Raw genomic sequence first — 13,107 nt, 5'->3', positions numbered from 1 at the left:
GCCAACCTCGGATCCAGTGAGCTTTTCCGATTTTGAGCACATCGAAGAGCGCAAGCAAACCCGTCGCGAACATCTCTGGCGGAGATGAAAAGGGCGGCGCTGTGGACCGGTTTAGTGGCAAATCGCCTGATCGAAGTGCGCAGCCGCAACCACGGCCGCGAGCGAATCGTGCGCATGGCCTACGACCCTTTGGGTCGGCGTATCGAAAAAAGCGAATTCGACGAGACGGGGCGCCAGTTGGGCCTTTCGCGCTTCGGCTGGGATGGCTACCGCCTGCTGGAGGAAGTCCGTCATGGCCAGCACAGCCTTTATCTCTATGACGACCAGGACAGTCATGAGCCTCTGGCGCGCATCGAGGGCACAGGCCCTCACCAGCGGGTGCACCACTACCAGAATGACCTCAACGGCCTGCCGGAACGCCTGAGCGACGACACCGGCCAGCTGCTGTGGCAGGCCCGCTACCAGGTGTGGGGCAACACCGTGCAGGAGGTTCGCCAGGACGGCCTCGCCCAGGAACAGAACCTGCGCATGCAAGGCCAATATCTGGATCGAGAAACAGGCCTGCACTACAACACCTTCCGCTTCTACGACCCGGATATCGGCCGTTTCACACAGCCTGATCCGATTGGTCTGGCGGGCGGTTTGAATCTGTATCAGTACGCTCCGACACCCGCGACCTGGATCGATCCGCTAGGGTTGGAGGTCTGCAGGCTGAACCAAAAGGACATGGCGAAGCTGGATGCGACCAAACCGACCAACATGGTCCGGCCGCATCGCCACCATATCGTTCGCGAATATGCACCGCGAAATTGGAAGCAGGAAAATCGCGACTACATCCTCAATGCCCAGGCGATCATGAAGAAGCACAAGATCGACCTGAATACGGATTTGAAGAATTTCACCTGGGCGGAGAATGGCCGTGGGACGCACAGCGTCGCTTCGGCCAGGAAAGTCTACGAGCGCCTTCAGAAAGCCGATGCAAAAGGGACGCCAGCCGTGGAGCGAGCGCTCGCCAGATTGGGCAAAGCCTTCAGAGGGGGAACGATCAACAAATGAACGAAGCGCAGAAACTCTACGAAAAGCATGAAACCAAACTTGATCGACTGTATGAAGACATTGCTGAAGGCAAACTGGCAAAGGTGGCCGCCTTTGCGGAGAAGTATTCCGACTTGCTGACCCTGCCATGCTACGGCGAAGTCGATGAGCAAAGCCTGTTACACATGGCCGCCAGTGCCCGCCAGACCCAAATCTGCGCCCTACTGCTCAACGCAGGTCTGGATGCCAACCGGACCTGCCTGGACGATGGTCACTCCACTGCATTGGAACTGGCAGCCAGCGAGGGCGATCTGGCAACATGCACATGCCTGCTGGACGCAGGTGCCTGGCCAGACGGCTCGCCCTGGAGCGTGCGCCCGCCCCTGTACGCAGCCGCCCAAGGTGGCCACGACGACGTGGTGACGCTGTTGCTTGAGCGAGGCGCACGCCCCGATCGACTGCACCTCTACCTCAACAGAAGCCCTCTGGACGCAACGCGTGTGTGGGGCCACCCAAGCACCGAGCGGCTGCTGCAAGACAACGGCGCCCACGGCACGCAGGATCCCGAGACCACCGTCGAAGACAGTGCAGCGAAGACCTTGGTCAACTTCGTCGACCAGACCCTTGGGCACGTGCTGCCCGCCGCCTTTTCGCCCCCGACCGACGACTCGCGCATCGACCTGCACATCAGCCTGATCGACGGCAAGACCACCCACAAGCTCTTGTTCACCACTGGCCTGTACCAGGCCACGCCGATGACCGAATTGTGCCTGTGCCTGCCAGGCGAGTGGCCCCTGCCTCAGGCCGGAATCCCCGACGATGCGGCACGACGCTTTCCGGTCAGCCTGCTGGAACGCCTGGCTGCGCTTACCTTCGAGGAGGCGCCGCTGAGTGAAGGCACATTGATCCTGCGCAGCGACCCGCGATTCGCCGACCTGGCCTGGCCCGAGAAGGCCGACGCCTTGCTGACGGTCGACAAGCCCTGGAACAAAGCGGCGGACAGTCGAACACCCACACCGGACAGCGTTTACCTGCTGACACTGGCCCCGGTGGCCTTCACCAAGTGTCCGACCGGCAAGGCCTTGACCTCACTGATCGAGCGCAAGCGCAAGGGCAGCTGGAAGACACTGGCCCTGACGTTGCCAAACCCATAGCGGTCGATTCAGGCCATGTGACCCACAGCGTCGCTTTGGCCAAAAAAGTCTTCGAGCGTCTGTAAATTTCCGAGTTGAGCAAAGTATTTACAGCAGGAGAACTCAGCAAATGAGGGACGCCCAGCCACTCTTCGAACAGCACGAAGCCGAACTGCGTCGCTTGTACGAGGACATCGCAGAGGGCAAGGTTTCGAAAGTACGTGCCTTCGTGCAGAAACATGCGGATCTGCTGACCCTGCCCCGCTACGGCAAGGACGACGAGCAAAGCCTACTGCACATCGCGGCCCGAAATAGCCAGCACGAAATCTGCGCGCTATTGCTGGACGCAGGCCTGGAGCCGAATCGAACCTTCATCGATGGCGGCCACGCAACCGCGCTGGCACTGGCAGCCAGCGAGGGCGATCTGGCAACGTGCACATGCCTACTGGACGCAGGTGCCTGGCCAGACGGCTCGCCCTGGAGTGTGCGCCCGCCCCTGTACGCAGCCGCCCAAGGTGGCCACGACGAAGTGGTGACGCTGTTGCTTGAGCGAGGCGCACGCCCTGATCGGCTGCACCTCTACCTCAACAGAAGCCCTCTGGACGCAACGCGTGTGTGGGGCCACCCAAGCACCGAGCGGCTGCTGCAAGACAACGGCGCCCACGGCACGCAGGATCCCGAGACCACCGTCGAAGACAGTGCAGCGCATACCCTGGTCAACTTCGTCGACCAGACCCTTGGGCAGGTGCTGCCCGCCGCCTTTTCGCCCCCGACCGACGACTCGCGCATCGACCTGCACATCAGCCTGATCGACGGCAAGACCACCCACAAGCTCTTGTTCACCACTGGCCTGTACCAGGCCACGCCGATGACCGAATTGTGCCTTTGCCTGCCAGGCGAGTGGCCCCTACCTCAGGCCGGAATCCCCGACGATGCGGCCCGTCGCTTCCCGGTCAGCCTGCTGGAGCGCCTGGCTGCGCTTACCTTCGAGGAGGCGCCGCTGAGTGAAGGCACATTGATCCTGCGCAGCGACCCGCGATTCGCCGACCTGGCCTGGCCCGAGAAGGCCGACGCCTTGCTGACGGTCGACAAGCCCTGGAACAAAGCGGCGGACAGTCGAACACCCACACCGGACAGCGTTTACCTGCTGACACTGGCCCCGGTGGCCTTCACCAAGTGTCCGACCGGCAAGGCCTTGACCTCACTGATCGAGCGCAAGCGCAAGGGCAGTTGGAAGACACTGGCCCTGACGTTGCCAAACCCGTAGCGGTGGGTTCGCCCCCTCGCAACCTTGGCCGTAAAACGAAACAGCCCCGGCAAATGCCGGGGCTGCGGGTGACGCCAGGCCAGATCAGAAGATGCTGATCGGGTACTCGACGAACACGCGTACTTCGTTGCCGTCGTCGTTGTAGCCGTTCCGGCGAACCGCGTCGTTGGTGCGCAGGAACGAGCCGCGCAGCTTGATCGACAGGTCCTTGGCCGGGCCTTCCTGGACCACGTAGCGCACCTGGTTGAAGATCTCGCGCTCCTTGCCCTCGCCCCAGCCCTGCGGGGTGTCGACGGTACGGGTGTTGATGTTGTCACCCACCACGTAGGCGACCTTGTAGGTCAGGCCCGGGATGCCGAAGGCACTGAAATCCAGGCCGTAGCCCAGCTGCCAGGAACGCTCGTCCTCGGCGTTGAAGTCGGACCAGTAGGAGTTGGCCAGGTAGATGGTCGAACCGCCATCGCCGACGCCGCCCTGGTTCTGGTACCAGCCGTAGTTGTAGCCGGTGCTGCCGGTGCTGCGCTGGTGCGCCAGGGTGAAGGAATGCGGACCGTAGGCGTAGGTGGCTGCCAGGCTCCAGATGGTGTTGCGGTCGCCGTTCAGGCCCGCTTCACGCACGTACTTGCTGTCGATGTCCGACTTGTAGCCGTTGAAGTCCAGGGTCAGGGACTGGTCGGCGGCGATCGGGAAGACGTAGTTCAGGCCCAGGTAGTGGCGCTTCATGACGTCTTCGTTGTCGGCGGTGTACAGCGACGCGGTGAAGTTGTCGGTGAACTTGTAGCTGCCGCCGAGCACGTTGATCGACTTCAGGCCACCGCTGTCACGGTGCTGGGCGCTCTTGCGCGCTTCCTGGGTGAAGCGGCCGGCGTTCAGTTCCAGGCCCTTGATCTCCTTGGAGGTGATCAGGGTACCGGTGAAGCTTTCCGGCAGCAGGCGCGAGTCGTCGTACTGCAGCACCGGCAGCGCCGGCATCTGGTCACCGTACTTGAGCACGGTGTTGGAAATGCGGAACTTGACCGCACCGCCGGCACGGGCCAGGTCGTTCGCCGCGTCGCTGCGGCCTTCGGCGTTCGGCGTGTTCTCACGCTTGAAGAAGTCGATACCGCCGCCGCCGTTGCGCCCCTTGCCGCCGTCCAGGCGCAGGGCGTACAGGCCGAAGGCATCGACGCCGACACCCACGGTGCCCTGGGTGAAGCCGGAAGAGAAGTTGGCGATCACACCCTGGCCCCACTGGGACTGGTCGTTGTCGCCGTGCTTCTTGTCACGGTTGATGAAGGCGTTGCGCAGCAGGACGTTGGCGTGGCTGTCCTCGATGAAACCCTTGCTCTCGGCCTGGTCGTTGGCCTGGGCCTGGGTGGCGGCGATGAGTGCCAGCGCAACCAGGCTGATCCTTGTATTCAACATGTTGTTTTCCTTATTACTGAATCAGAACGCTCTGCGATGTAAACGCCAGGAACCAACGCCCCTTCGTAGGTTCGACGCGTGTATCCAAACCGCAGGCGACGCGCCTTTCACAGGTCGCGCACCCCGTCCGGCGCTCGGCCAAGGGATGGCCGGCAGGCGTAGAGGCCGAATCCTAGCTGCGAGTCCGCAGGGATGTCAAAAAAACGTGAAATGCAGGTTGATATAACCAAATTCTCGTTGCGCGCTGGTGTAAAACAGTGCGGGTGGCGGCGTTGCCAGGTATTCCTTCTGTTTCAACGCAGGCGGTAGCGATTGAAACATCTGCCAAGTGGATCCCGCATTCAGGTCGGGTACACCTGAACGCTTAGTTACAAATTGATACATACGTCGTCCCGGGTCTTTACAAATAGCCAGGCAATAGCAAATAGCAAGCATTACCATTCGCATCCCTTTATCGACCACTTGTCGGATGCCACTGCATGCGTGCCCCTCGCTACCTGCCTTCCATGCCCTTGGGCGTTTCCCTCCTGTTCAGCGCCAGCCTGGCCAGCGCCGCCACCACCCTGCCGGACATTTCCATTTCGGCCGACGGCGAACGCGAACGTGACAACCCCCGCGTCAAGGAGGTGAGCACCGCCACACGCACCTCCACGCCCGTGCGCTACGTGCCCCAGGCCATCGACACGGTCAAGGCTGCCAATGTCCTGGATTACGGCAGCAACAGCCTGGGCAAGGCCCTCGAAGGCATTCCCAACGTCAGCAGCGGTGCCGACACGCGCTTCGACAGTCTGCGCATTCGCGGCTTCGATGCCAGCAACGACTTCTACCTGGACGGCGTGCGCGACGACAGCCAGTACGTGCGCGACCTGCACAACATCGAGCGCATCGAGGTGCTCAAGGGACCGGCAGCGGTGCTGTATGGCCGCGGCAGCCAGGGCGGCATCGTCAACCGGGTGAGCAAGGCTCCCGAGCATGGTCGCCGCTCCACCGTCGAAGTCCAGGGCGGCAGCGAAGACCTGCGCAGCCTGTACGCCGACCTCAGCGCCGACCTCAACGATGACATCAGCGTGCGCCTGAACCTGGGCAACCAGGACAGCAACAGCTTTCGCGATGGCGTCGATGGCAGTCGCCAGCTGTTCGCGCCCTCGCTGAGCTGGCAGCTGAGCCCCGAGCTGAACTGGCTGGTGCAATACGAATACAGCCGCTACAACCGCACGCCCGACCGCGGCGTCCCCGGCGTCGCGGGGCGCCCGGCGGATGTCGGCCGCAGCACCACCTATGGCGACACGCAGCGCGATTTCATCGACGACCGCGCCCAGTCGCTGCGCTCGCGACTGAACTACCAGCTCGGCGACAACTGGCAACTGCGCCATACCCTGAGCCTGTTCACCCTGGACAGCGAATTCGACAACACCTACCTGACCGGCTACACCGCCAGCACCAACCGGGTCACCCGCCAGCGCTGGCAGCAGGACATGAACACCCGCAACCTGTTCAACAACCTCGAGGCCGAAGGTGATGTCAGCACCTGGGGGCTGGAGCACAAGCTGCTGCTGGGGGTCGAGTTCGGCAACCAGCGCCGCGACCCACGCCTGTACACCGCCCGCACCGTAGCCGCCGGCGGCCAGGCCGTACCCGCCCTGGACCTGAACCGTCCCAACCGCCACCTGCAGCACAATGGTCCCATGGTGGCGTCCAGCTACAACCACACCGAGGTCGACAGCCGTGGCGTCTACCTTCAGGACCAGATTCGCCTGAACGACCAGTGGCAGGTCCTGGCCGGCCTTCGCTTCGATCAGTTCGAGGTGCAGACCCAGAACCGGCTGCGCGGCATTTCCGAAAAACAGGACGACAACAGCACCAGCCCCCGACTCGGCGTGGTCTATTCGCCCTGGCAGGACCACTCGCTCTACGCCTCGTGGAGCAAGACCTACTCGCCCGTGGGCGGCGGCCTGATCGGCATCACCCCTGGTGCAGCCGGCAACGCCAACGAGACCGGGCCGGAGAATACCCGCCAGAAGGAAGTGGGCCTCAAGAGCGACTGGCTCGACGACCGCCTGAGCACCACCCTGGCCGTCTACGAGCTGGAACTCTACAACCGCCGTACCAGCGACCCGAACGACCCCGGTCTCACCGTGCTCACCGGCCTGCAGCGTTCGCGTGGCGTGGAAGTGACTGCCCAGGGCAACGTGGTGGGCAACTGGTACCTGCGTGGCGGCATCGGCGTGCAGGACGCCACCATCGTCAAGGACAACAACGGCCTGCAAGGCAACCGCGTCAGCAACGTGGCCCGGCGCAACGCCAGCCTGTTCCTCACCTGGAAACCGGAGCTGGGCTGGTATGGCGAAACCGGCGTGACCCTGGTGGGACAGCGCTATGCCGACAACCAGAACACCACCCTGCTGCCGGGCTATGCGCGCTGGGACGCCCTGGGCGGATTCCGTACCCGTGACTGGGACGTACGCGCGGCGCTGTACAACCTCACCGACAAGACCTACTACGCCTCGGCCACCAGCGCCGCGCAGATCCAGTTCGGCGACCCGCGCAGCCTGGTGGTGAGTGGCACCTACAGTTTCTGATACACCCAGGCTCTATCCAGAACGCCGGCACTAGGCTTCAATACGCGTTTTTGCCAACTCGTCCCAAGGATTCACAGCATGGCTTCGAACACCAAGCAGCAAAAACGCGCCAAGCGCGCCGCCTCCAAGGCCAAGCAGAACCGCATGGTGCGCAGCGGCCAGGCGGTCAAGGCCAGCACCGGCGAGAGCACCAGCGTCGAGCAGGTGTACAGCAAGGCCATGGAGTCGGGCAGCTACGACGCGCTGTTCGAGAAGATGAAAGAAGCCCAGGAGACCGGCCTGGTGGCGATGATCTCGGTGTTCCTGGTCGACCCGCTGCTGGCGCTGGTGCTCAAGGGCCACAAGGAAGAGCACGCCACCGACTACATCGTGCTGGTGTTCACCGCCTACCGCGCCTGGCTCGACGGTGCCGACGAAGCCGCCACCATGGCCTGGCTGGAGAGCGACGAATTCCAGGACGCCTACGTGTCGGCCTCCGAAGCGGTGGCCAGGCAGCAGCAACAGCAGAAGCAGTTCGGCTGAGACGACACGGCGCAAACGAAAAAGCCCCTCGGGATCGACCCGAGGGGCTTTTTCGTGGGCCAGCGCAGCGGTTACTGCAGCGACGGCGCCTCGCCGGATTCCTGCATGCGTTGCAGCTCCTGGGCGTACAGCGCGTCGAAGTTCACCGGCGACAGCATCAGCGCCGGGAACGAACCACGGGTGACCAGGCTGTCCAGGGTTTCGCGGGCGTACGGGAACAGGATGTTCGGGCAGAACGCGCCCAGGGTGTGGCTCATCGATTGCGCGTCCAGGCCCGAGATCAGGAAGATGCCGGCCTGCTGCACTTCAGCGATGAACGCCACCTCGTCACCGTTCTTGACGGTGACCGAGAGGGTCAGCACCACTTCGTGGAAGTCGCCTTCCAGGGCTTTCTGACGGGTGTTCAGGTCCAGCGAAACGCTCGGCTCCCACTGCTGGCGGAAGATCTGCGGGCTCTTGGGCGCCTCGAACGACAGGTCACGCACGTAGATGCGCTGCAGCGAGAATTGCGGGCTGTTCTCTTCGGCAGCGCCGTTGGTCTGTTGGTCAGTCATGGCAGATCCTTTTCTGAAATGGGTGGAAAGGGGCGTGAATCAGCCCGCGAGCAGGGCGTCGAGCTTGCCCGAACGCTCCAGGGCGAACAAGTCGTCGCAACCGCCGACATGGGTGTCGCCGATCCAGATCTGCGGCACCGAGGTGCGGCCGGCCTTGCGTGTCATGTCGGCGCGCAGCTGTGGCTTGCCGTCGACACGGATTTCCTCGAAGGCCACCTGCTTGCTCGCCAGCAGTTGCTTGGCGCGCATGCAGTAGGGGCAGTAGTCGCTGGAGTAGACGATGACCGGTTGCATATCACTTCACCAGGGGCAGGTTGTCGGCTTTCCAGCTGGACACGCCGCCGCTGAGCTTGGCGGCGGTGTAGCCGGCCTTGAGCAGGTCGCGGCACACGGTGCCGGCATGCTGGCCCATGGCGTCGACGATGATCAGGGTCTTGTCCTTGTGCTTGTCCAACTCGCCCATGCGGCTGGCGACCTTGTCCTGGGGGATGTTCACGGCGCCGACGATGTGCCCGGCCGCGTAGTCCTTGGGGGCACGGATATCGATCACCACGCCTTTGTCGGCGTTGACCAGCGCGGTCAGCTGACCATTGCTCAGGCTCTGACCGCCGCGGCGGATCTCGTTGACCAGCAGCAGAATCAGCAGAATGAAGAAGATCGCAACCAGGATGAAGTGATCTGTCGCAAATTGAATCAGGTGAGCAACCATCAGGGGTGTTCCAGGCGATTGAAAATGCCGGCCAGTATACACAGCCACCCAGGCCCGCCAAAGCCCGCCCGGCCGGCGCGAAATGCATCTGCGCGGCGCGCCGGTCGCCTGGCCCGAGGAATATTCGCCGCCTCTGGCGGATTTCCCCTAAAATGCGGGTTTCTATCCTCTTTGAACAACCGTGAGTTTGATCGATGACGAACGTCCCCAAGCCCCTGGTCCTGATCATCCTGGATGGTTTCGGTCACAGCGAAAGCCGCGAATACAATGCCATCCTCGCCGCCGACACGCCGGTCTACGACCGCCTGCGCGCCACCCAGCCCCATGGTCTGATCTCGGGCTCCGGCATGGACGTGGGCTTGCCGGACGGGCAGATGGGCAATTCCGAAGTCGGTCACATGAACCTCGGCGCCGGCCGCGTGGTGTACCAGGACTTCACCCGGGTCACCAAGGCCATCCGCGACGGCGAGTTCTTCCACAACCCGGTGCTCACCGGCGCGGTGGACAAGGCGGTGGCGGCCGGCAAGGCCGTGCACCTGCTCGGCCTGCTGTCCGATGGCGGTGTGCACAGCCACCAGGACCACATCGTCGCCATGGCCGAGCTGGCCGCGCAACGCGGCGCCGAGAAGATCTACCTGCACGCTTTCCTAGATGGCCGCGACACGCCACCGCGCAGCGCCCAGTCGTCCCTGGAACTGCTCGATGCGACCTTCGCCCGGCTGGGCAAGGGACGCATCGCCAGCCTGATCGGGCGCTATTTCGCCATGGATCGGGACAACCGCTGGGACCGCGTCAGCGCGGCCTACAACCTCATCGTCGACAGCACCGCCGACTACAGCGCCGACACCGCAGTGGCGGGCCTGCAAGCGGCCTACGCCCGTGACGAGAGCGACGAATTCGTCAAGGCCACGCGCATTGGCGAGGCGGTCAGGGTCGAAGACGGCGATGCGGTGATCTTCATGAACTTCCGCGCCGACCGTGCCCGCGAGCTGTCGCGGGTGTTCGTCGAGCCCGACTTCAACGAGTTCCCCCGCGCGCGCCTGCCGAAGGTGGCCGCCTACATCGGCCTTACCCAGTATTCGGCGAAGATCCCGGCCCCGGCGGCCTTCGCCCCGGCCAGCCTGCACAATGTGCTGGGCGAATACCTGGCCGCGCATGGCAAGACCCAGTTGCGGATCGCCGAAACCGAGAAGTACGCCCACGTGACCTTCTTCTTCTCTGGCGGGCGCGAGGAACCGTTCGAAGGCGAAGAGCGCATCCTGATTCCATCGCCGAAGGTGGCCACCTACGACCTGCAGCCGGAAATGAGCGCGCCGGAAGTCACCGACCGCATCGTCGAAGCGATCGAGCAGCAGCGCTTCGACGTGATCGTGGTCAACTACGCCAACGGCGACATGGTCGGCCACACCGGCGTGTTCGACGCTGCGGTCAAGGCGGTCGAGGCCCTGGACAACTGCGTGGGACGCATCGTCACCGCGCTGGAAAAGGTCGGGGGCGAGGCATTGATCACCGCCGACCACGGCAACGTCGAGCAGATGGAAGACGAATCCACCGGCCAGGCGCACACCGCGCACACCACCGAGCCGGTGCCGTTCATCTATGTCGGCCAACGCAAGGTCAAGGTACGCGAGGGTGGCGTGCTGGCCGACGTGGCGCCGACCATGCTCAAGCTGCTGGGCCTGGAGAAGCCTGAGGAAATGACCGGCACGTCGATCCTGCTCGACGCCTGACGGCCGCGAGCGCAAGCAGTGCCGCGAAGCCCGATGCCTGGCATCGGGCTTTTGCATCTCCAGCCTTCAGCGAAACCTGTAACCGACATTGACCATCATCGCGTTGCCCCCCAGCAGCACCGTCTCAACGCCCACCGGCCCCAGCCGCACACCTGCCGCGGGAATGATCACCGGTGCCGCGCCGAAGCGATTGAGCGGGAGCTTGTCGCGGTACTTGCCGCGATAGCCGTGCAGCAGGCCGGCACTGAGCTTGGCGTAGACCGGCCAGCGTTCATGCTCCCAGGCCTTGCCGCCGTACGCGTAGACCGAGCGCTGGCGGAACGAGTTGCGAAAGGTGGCCACGCCGTAGAGCAGCCCGTCGGCCCGATCGCGCTCCAGGCCGATCAGTTCCTGACGTTCGTTGTGGGTCGGGTCGTGGCTGAAATGTCGAGTGTAGACACTGGTTTGCAGGTACCAACTGTCCTGCCCGGTGGACGCGGCAGAGGAAGGGCTGATGGCGATCAGGAGCAGGCCGAAGCACAGCAGCCAGCGGGCTGACACGGCCAGGGGGGCGCATAGCGACATGGAGCGTCTCGCACGACGTTTGAGGGGAATGGAGAAGTCACAGGTTTTTGCCAAGCGGCAGGCCTGAAAGGGTAAGCAAGCGACTCCCCCCTCAATAAGAGGTGGTTTCTGACACACGGCCAGGAAAAACCTCACGGTGGACCTGTCTTTCCTGACGCAGGAGCGATCGAGGTCGACGCCAGGCGTTTTTTTTGCAGGCCCAGGCGGGCATACTAGCCCAGTCTCCATCCCTGGTACGCCCGATCCATGCGCCGCGCCCTCATATTCCTCGCCCTGTCATGCCTGCTAGGTCCGGCCGTCGCCGACGAGCGGGCCCAGACCCAGCAACAGTTGGACGCCACTCGCCAGGACATCGCCGAGCTCAAGAAGACCCTGGGCAAGCTCCAGGAAGAGAAAGCCGGCGTGCAGAAAGACCTGAAGTCCACCGAGACCGATATCGGCAACCTCGAGAAGCAGGTGGAGGCGTTGCAACAAGCGCTAAAAAAGACCGAGGGCGAACTGGAGCGCCTTGACCACGAGAAAAAAAAACTCCAGTCCGCCCGCACTGAACAGCAACGACTGATCGCCATCCAGGCCCGTTCGGCCTACCAGAGCGGTCGCGAGGAATACCTCAAGCTGCTGCTGAACCAGCAGAACCCGGAAAAGTTCGCCCGCACCCTCACCTACTACGACTACCTGAGCAAGGCGCGCCTGGAGCAACTGCGCACCTTCAACGAGACTCTGCGCCAGCTGGCCAACGTGGAGCTGGAGATTTCCGGCCAGCAGGAGCAGTTGCTGGCCCAGCGCGGCGAACTCGACACCCGTCGCCAGGCACTCGAAGCCGAGCGCGGCAAGCGTCAGCAGGTGCTGGCCAAGCTCGACAGCGACCTGAAGGCCCGCGACCAGAAGCTGCAAGCGCGCGAGCAGGACCAGGCCGACCTCGCCCAGGTGCTCAAGACCATCGAGGAAACCCTCGCGCGGCAGGCCCGTGAAGCCGAGGAAGCCCGGCGCAAAGCCCTGCTGGCACGCCAGGAAGAGGAGAAGCGGCGCCGCGAACAGGCCCTGGCCGATGCTCGCCGCGAGGCGCCCGAAGCGCCCGAGCCGCCACCGAAGAAGGCCCGTACCGTGCTCGGCCCGCTGGTTTCCAGCGATGGCGCCAGCTACGGCGGCGCCTTTTCCGCAGCCCGCGGAAAACTTCCATGGCCTGTCAACGGTCGATTGTTGGCACGCTTCGGCGATACCCGTGGCGGCGATGCCAGGGCCAAGTGGGACGGGGTGATGATCGCTGCCGCCGCCGGCACCCAGGTGCACGCCGTGCATGGTGGGCGCGTGGTGTTCGCCGACTGGTTGCGTGGCGCCGGGCTGCTGGTCATTCTCGACCACGGCAATGGTTACCTGAGCCTGTATGGCCATAACCAGAGCCTGCTCAAGAGTGCCGGGGACATCGTCAAGGCCGGTGAGGCCATTTCCACCGTCGGCGACAGCGGCGGACAGGACAGCGCGGGCTTGTACTTCGCGATTCGACAGCAGGGCCGGCCTACCGACCCTGCGCAATGGTGCCGAGGCTAGGCATCGACAACATCACGGCGCTGCCCGCCCAGGGCCGCGTCGATGCTCCAGCGGGAGCGCCT

12 protein-coding genes and 1 pseudogene are annotated in these 13,107 nt (G+C 63.8%); 7 read left to right on the top strand and 6 right to left on the bottom strand.

All coding sequences use genetic code 11. The annotated features are described in order from the left end of the window. Positions 1-120: 120 nt before the first annotated feature. From IAE34_RS18270 to IAE34_RS18260, 3 genes and pseudogenes are all read left to right on the top strand, one after another. Positions 121-1,056, top strand: a pseudogene (locus IAE34_RS18270) (RHS repeat domain-containing protein); the annotation flags it as partial. Then, the gene (locus IAE34_RS18265) at positions 1,053-2,189 is read left to right on the top strand and encodes an ankyrin repeat domain-containing protein (RefSeq protein WP_200140381.1); all 1,137 of its coding nucleotides are present in this window, start codon (positions 1,053-1,055) and stop codon (positions 2,187-2,189) included. The pseudogene IAE34_RS18270 and the gene IAE34_RS18265, both read left to right, overlap by 4 nt. Before the next feature lie 109 nt (positions 2,190-2,298). Then, positions 2,299-3,435: an ankyrin repeat domain-containing protein gene (locus tag IAE34_RS18260; RefSeq protein ID WP_200140380.1), complete on the top strand. Its 1,137-nt coding sequence runs from the start codon at positions 2,299-2,301 to the stop codon at positions 3,433-3,435. Between the two features lie 84 nt (positions 3,436-3,519). Here IAE34_RS18260 and IAE34_RS18255 read toward each other — a convergent pair whose 3' ends face one another. Next, on the bottom strand, positions 3,520-4,839 hold the full coding sequence (locus tag IAE34_RS18255) for an OprD family porin (RefSeq protein ID WP_200140379.1): 1,320 nt from the start codon (positions 4,837-4,839) through the stop codon (positions 3,520-3,522). Positions 4,840-5,034: 195 nt separating this feature from the next. Next, a complete protein-coding gene (locus IAE34_RS18250; RefSeq protein ID WP_200140378.1) occupies positions 5,035-5,223 on the bottom strand; it encodes a hypothetical protein in 189 nt (62 codons plus the stop codon). A gap of 95 nt (positions 5,224-5,318) precedes the next feature. Between IAE34_RS18250 and IAE34_RS18245 the strand changes: the two genes are divergently transcribed. Continuing rightward, entirely contained in the window at positions 5,319-7,418 is a 2,100-nt protein-coding gene (locus tag IAE34_RS18245) for a TonB-dependent receptor (RefSeq protein ID WP_200140377.1), read from the top strand. 78 nt (positions 7,419-7,496) lie between these two features. Continuing rightward, positions 7,497-7,940 (top strand): hypothetical protein, encoded by a 444-nt coding sequence (locus IAE34_RS18240; RefSeq protein WP_200140376.1) that lies wholly within the window; start codon positions 7,497-7,499, stop codon positions 7,938-7,940. Positions 7,941-8,011: 71 nt separating this feature from the next. Here the strand turns inward: IAE34_RS18240 and secB are convergent, their stop codons facing one another. The 3 genes from secB to IAE34_RS18225 are packed head-to-tail and all read right to left on the bottom strand — an operon-like array spanning position 8,012 to position 9,203. Next, the gene (secB, locus tag IAE34_RS18235; protein WP_200140375.1) at positions 8,012-8,494 is read right to left on the bottom strand and encodes a protein-export chaperone SecB; all 483 of its coding nucleotides are present in this window, start codon (positions 8,492-8,494) and stop codon (positions 8,012-8,014) included. Between the two features lie 39 nt (positions 8,495-8,533). Continuing rightward, positions 8,534-8,788: a glutaredoxin 3 gene (grxC, locus tag IAE34_RS18230; RefSeq protein WP_200140374.1), complete on the bottom strand. Its 255-nt coding sequence runs from the start codon at positions 8,786-8,788 to the stop codon at positions 8,534-8,536. A gap of 1 nt (position 8,789) precedes the next feature. Then, entirely contained in the window at positions 8,790-9,203 is a 414-nt protein-coding gene (locus IAE34_RS18225) for a rhodanese-like domain-containing protein (protein ID WP_200140373.1), read from the bottom strand. Positions 9,204-9,397: 194 nt separating this feature from the next. Here IAE34_RS18225 and gpmI point away from each other — a divergent pair, with 194 nt between their 5' ends. Then, on the top strand, positions 9,398-10,933 hold the full coding sequence (gene gpmI, locus IAE34_RS18220) for a 2,3-bisphosphoglycerate-independent phosphoglycerate mutase (protein ID WP_200140372.1): 1,536 nt from the start codon (positions 9,398-9,400) through the stop codon (positions 10,931-10,933). A 66-nt stretch (positions 10,934-10,999) separates the two neighbouring features. Here the strand turns inward: gpmI and IAE34_RS18215 are convergent, their stop codons facing one another. Continuing rightward, entirely contained in the window at positions 11,000-11,497 is a 498-nt protein-coding gene (locus IAE34_RS18215) for a sn-glycerol-3-phosphate transporter (protein WP_200140371.1), read from the bottom strand. A gap of 246 nt (positions 11,498-11,743) precedes the next feature. On the opposite strand from IAE34_RS18215, the gene IAE34_RS18210 reads away from it, so the two are divergent. Then, positions 11,744-13,045: a murein hydrolase activator EnvC family protein gene (locus IAE34_RS18210; protein ID WP_200140370.1), complete on the top strand. Its 1,302-nt coding sequence runs from the start codon at positions 11,744-11,746 to the stop codon at positions 13,043-13,045. Positions 13,046-13,107: the final 62 nt, after the last annotated feature.

It is taken from the genome of Pseudomonas sp. S30 (genome assembly GCF_016518545.1).
Taxonomy (GTDB): Bacteria; Pseudomonadota; Gammaproteobacteria; order Pseudomonadales; family Pseudomonadaceae; genus Aquipseudomonas.
This window is presented reverse-complemented; position numbering and strand designations above follow the sequence as displayed.

Bases quoted from the DNA above. Each gene is read 5' to 3' on its own strand.
- IAE34_RS18215 (WP_200140371.1), bottom strand. From the start codon at position 11,497: ATGTCGCTATGCGCCCCCCTGGCCGTGTCAGCCCGCTGGCTGCTGTGC.
- IAE34_RS18265 (WP_200140381.1), top strand. From the start codon at position 1,053: ATGAACGAAGCGCAGAAACTCTACGAAAAGCATGAAACCAAACTTGAT.
- IAE34_RS18240 (WP_200140376.1), top strand. From the start codon at position 7,497: ATGGCTTCGAACACCAAGCAGCAAAAACGCGCCAAGCGCGCCGCCTCC.
- gpmI (WP_200140372.1), top strand. From the start codon at position 9,398: ATGACGAACGTCCCCAAGCCCCTGGTCCTGATCATCCTGGATGGTTTC.
- IAE34_RS18250 (WP_200140378.1), bottom strand. From the start codon at position 5,223: ATGTATCAATTTGTAACTAAGCGTTCAGGTGTACCCGACCTGAATGCG.
- IAE34_RS18245 (WP_200140377.1), top strand. From the start codon at position 5,319: ATGCGTGCCCCTCGCTACCTGCCTTCCATGCCCTTGGGCGTTTCCCTC.
- IAE34_RS18255 (WP_200140379.1), bottom strand. From the start codon at position 4,839: ATGTTGAATACAAGGATCAGCCTGGTTGCGCTGGCACTCATCGCCGCC.
- IAE34_RS18225 (WP_200140373.1), bottom strand. From the start codon at position 9,203: ATGGTTGCTCACCTGATTCAATTTGCGACAGATCACTTCATCCTGGTT.
- IAE34_RS18210 (WP_200140370.1), top strand. From the start codon at position 11,744: ATGCGCCGCGCCCTCATATTCCTCGCCCTGTCATGCCTGCTAGGTCCG.
- secB (WP_200140375.1), bottom strand. From the start codon at position 8,494: ATGACTGACCAACAGACCAACGGCGCTGCCGAAGAGAACAGCCCGCAA.
- grxC (WP_200140374.1), bottom strand. From the start codon at position 8,788: ATGCAACCGGTCATCGTCTACTCCAGCGACTACTGCCCCTACTGCATG.
- IAE34_RS18260 (WP_200140380.1), top strand. From the start codon at position 2,299: ATGAGGGACGCCCAGCCACTCTTCGAACAGCACGAAGCCGAACTGCGT.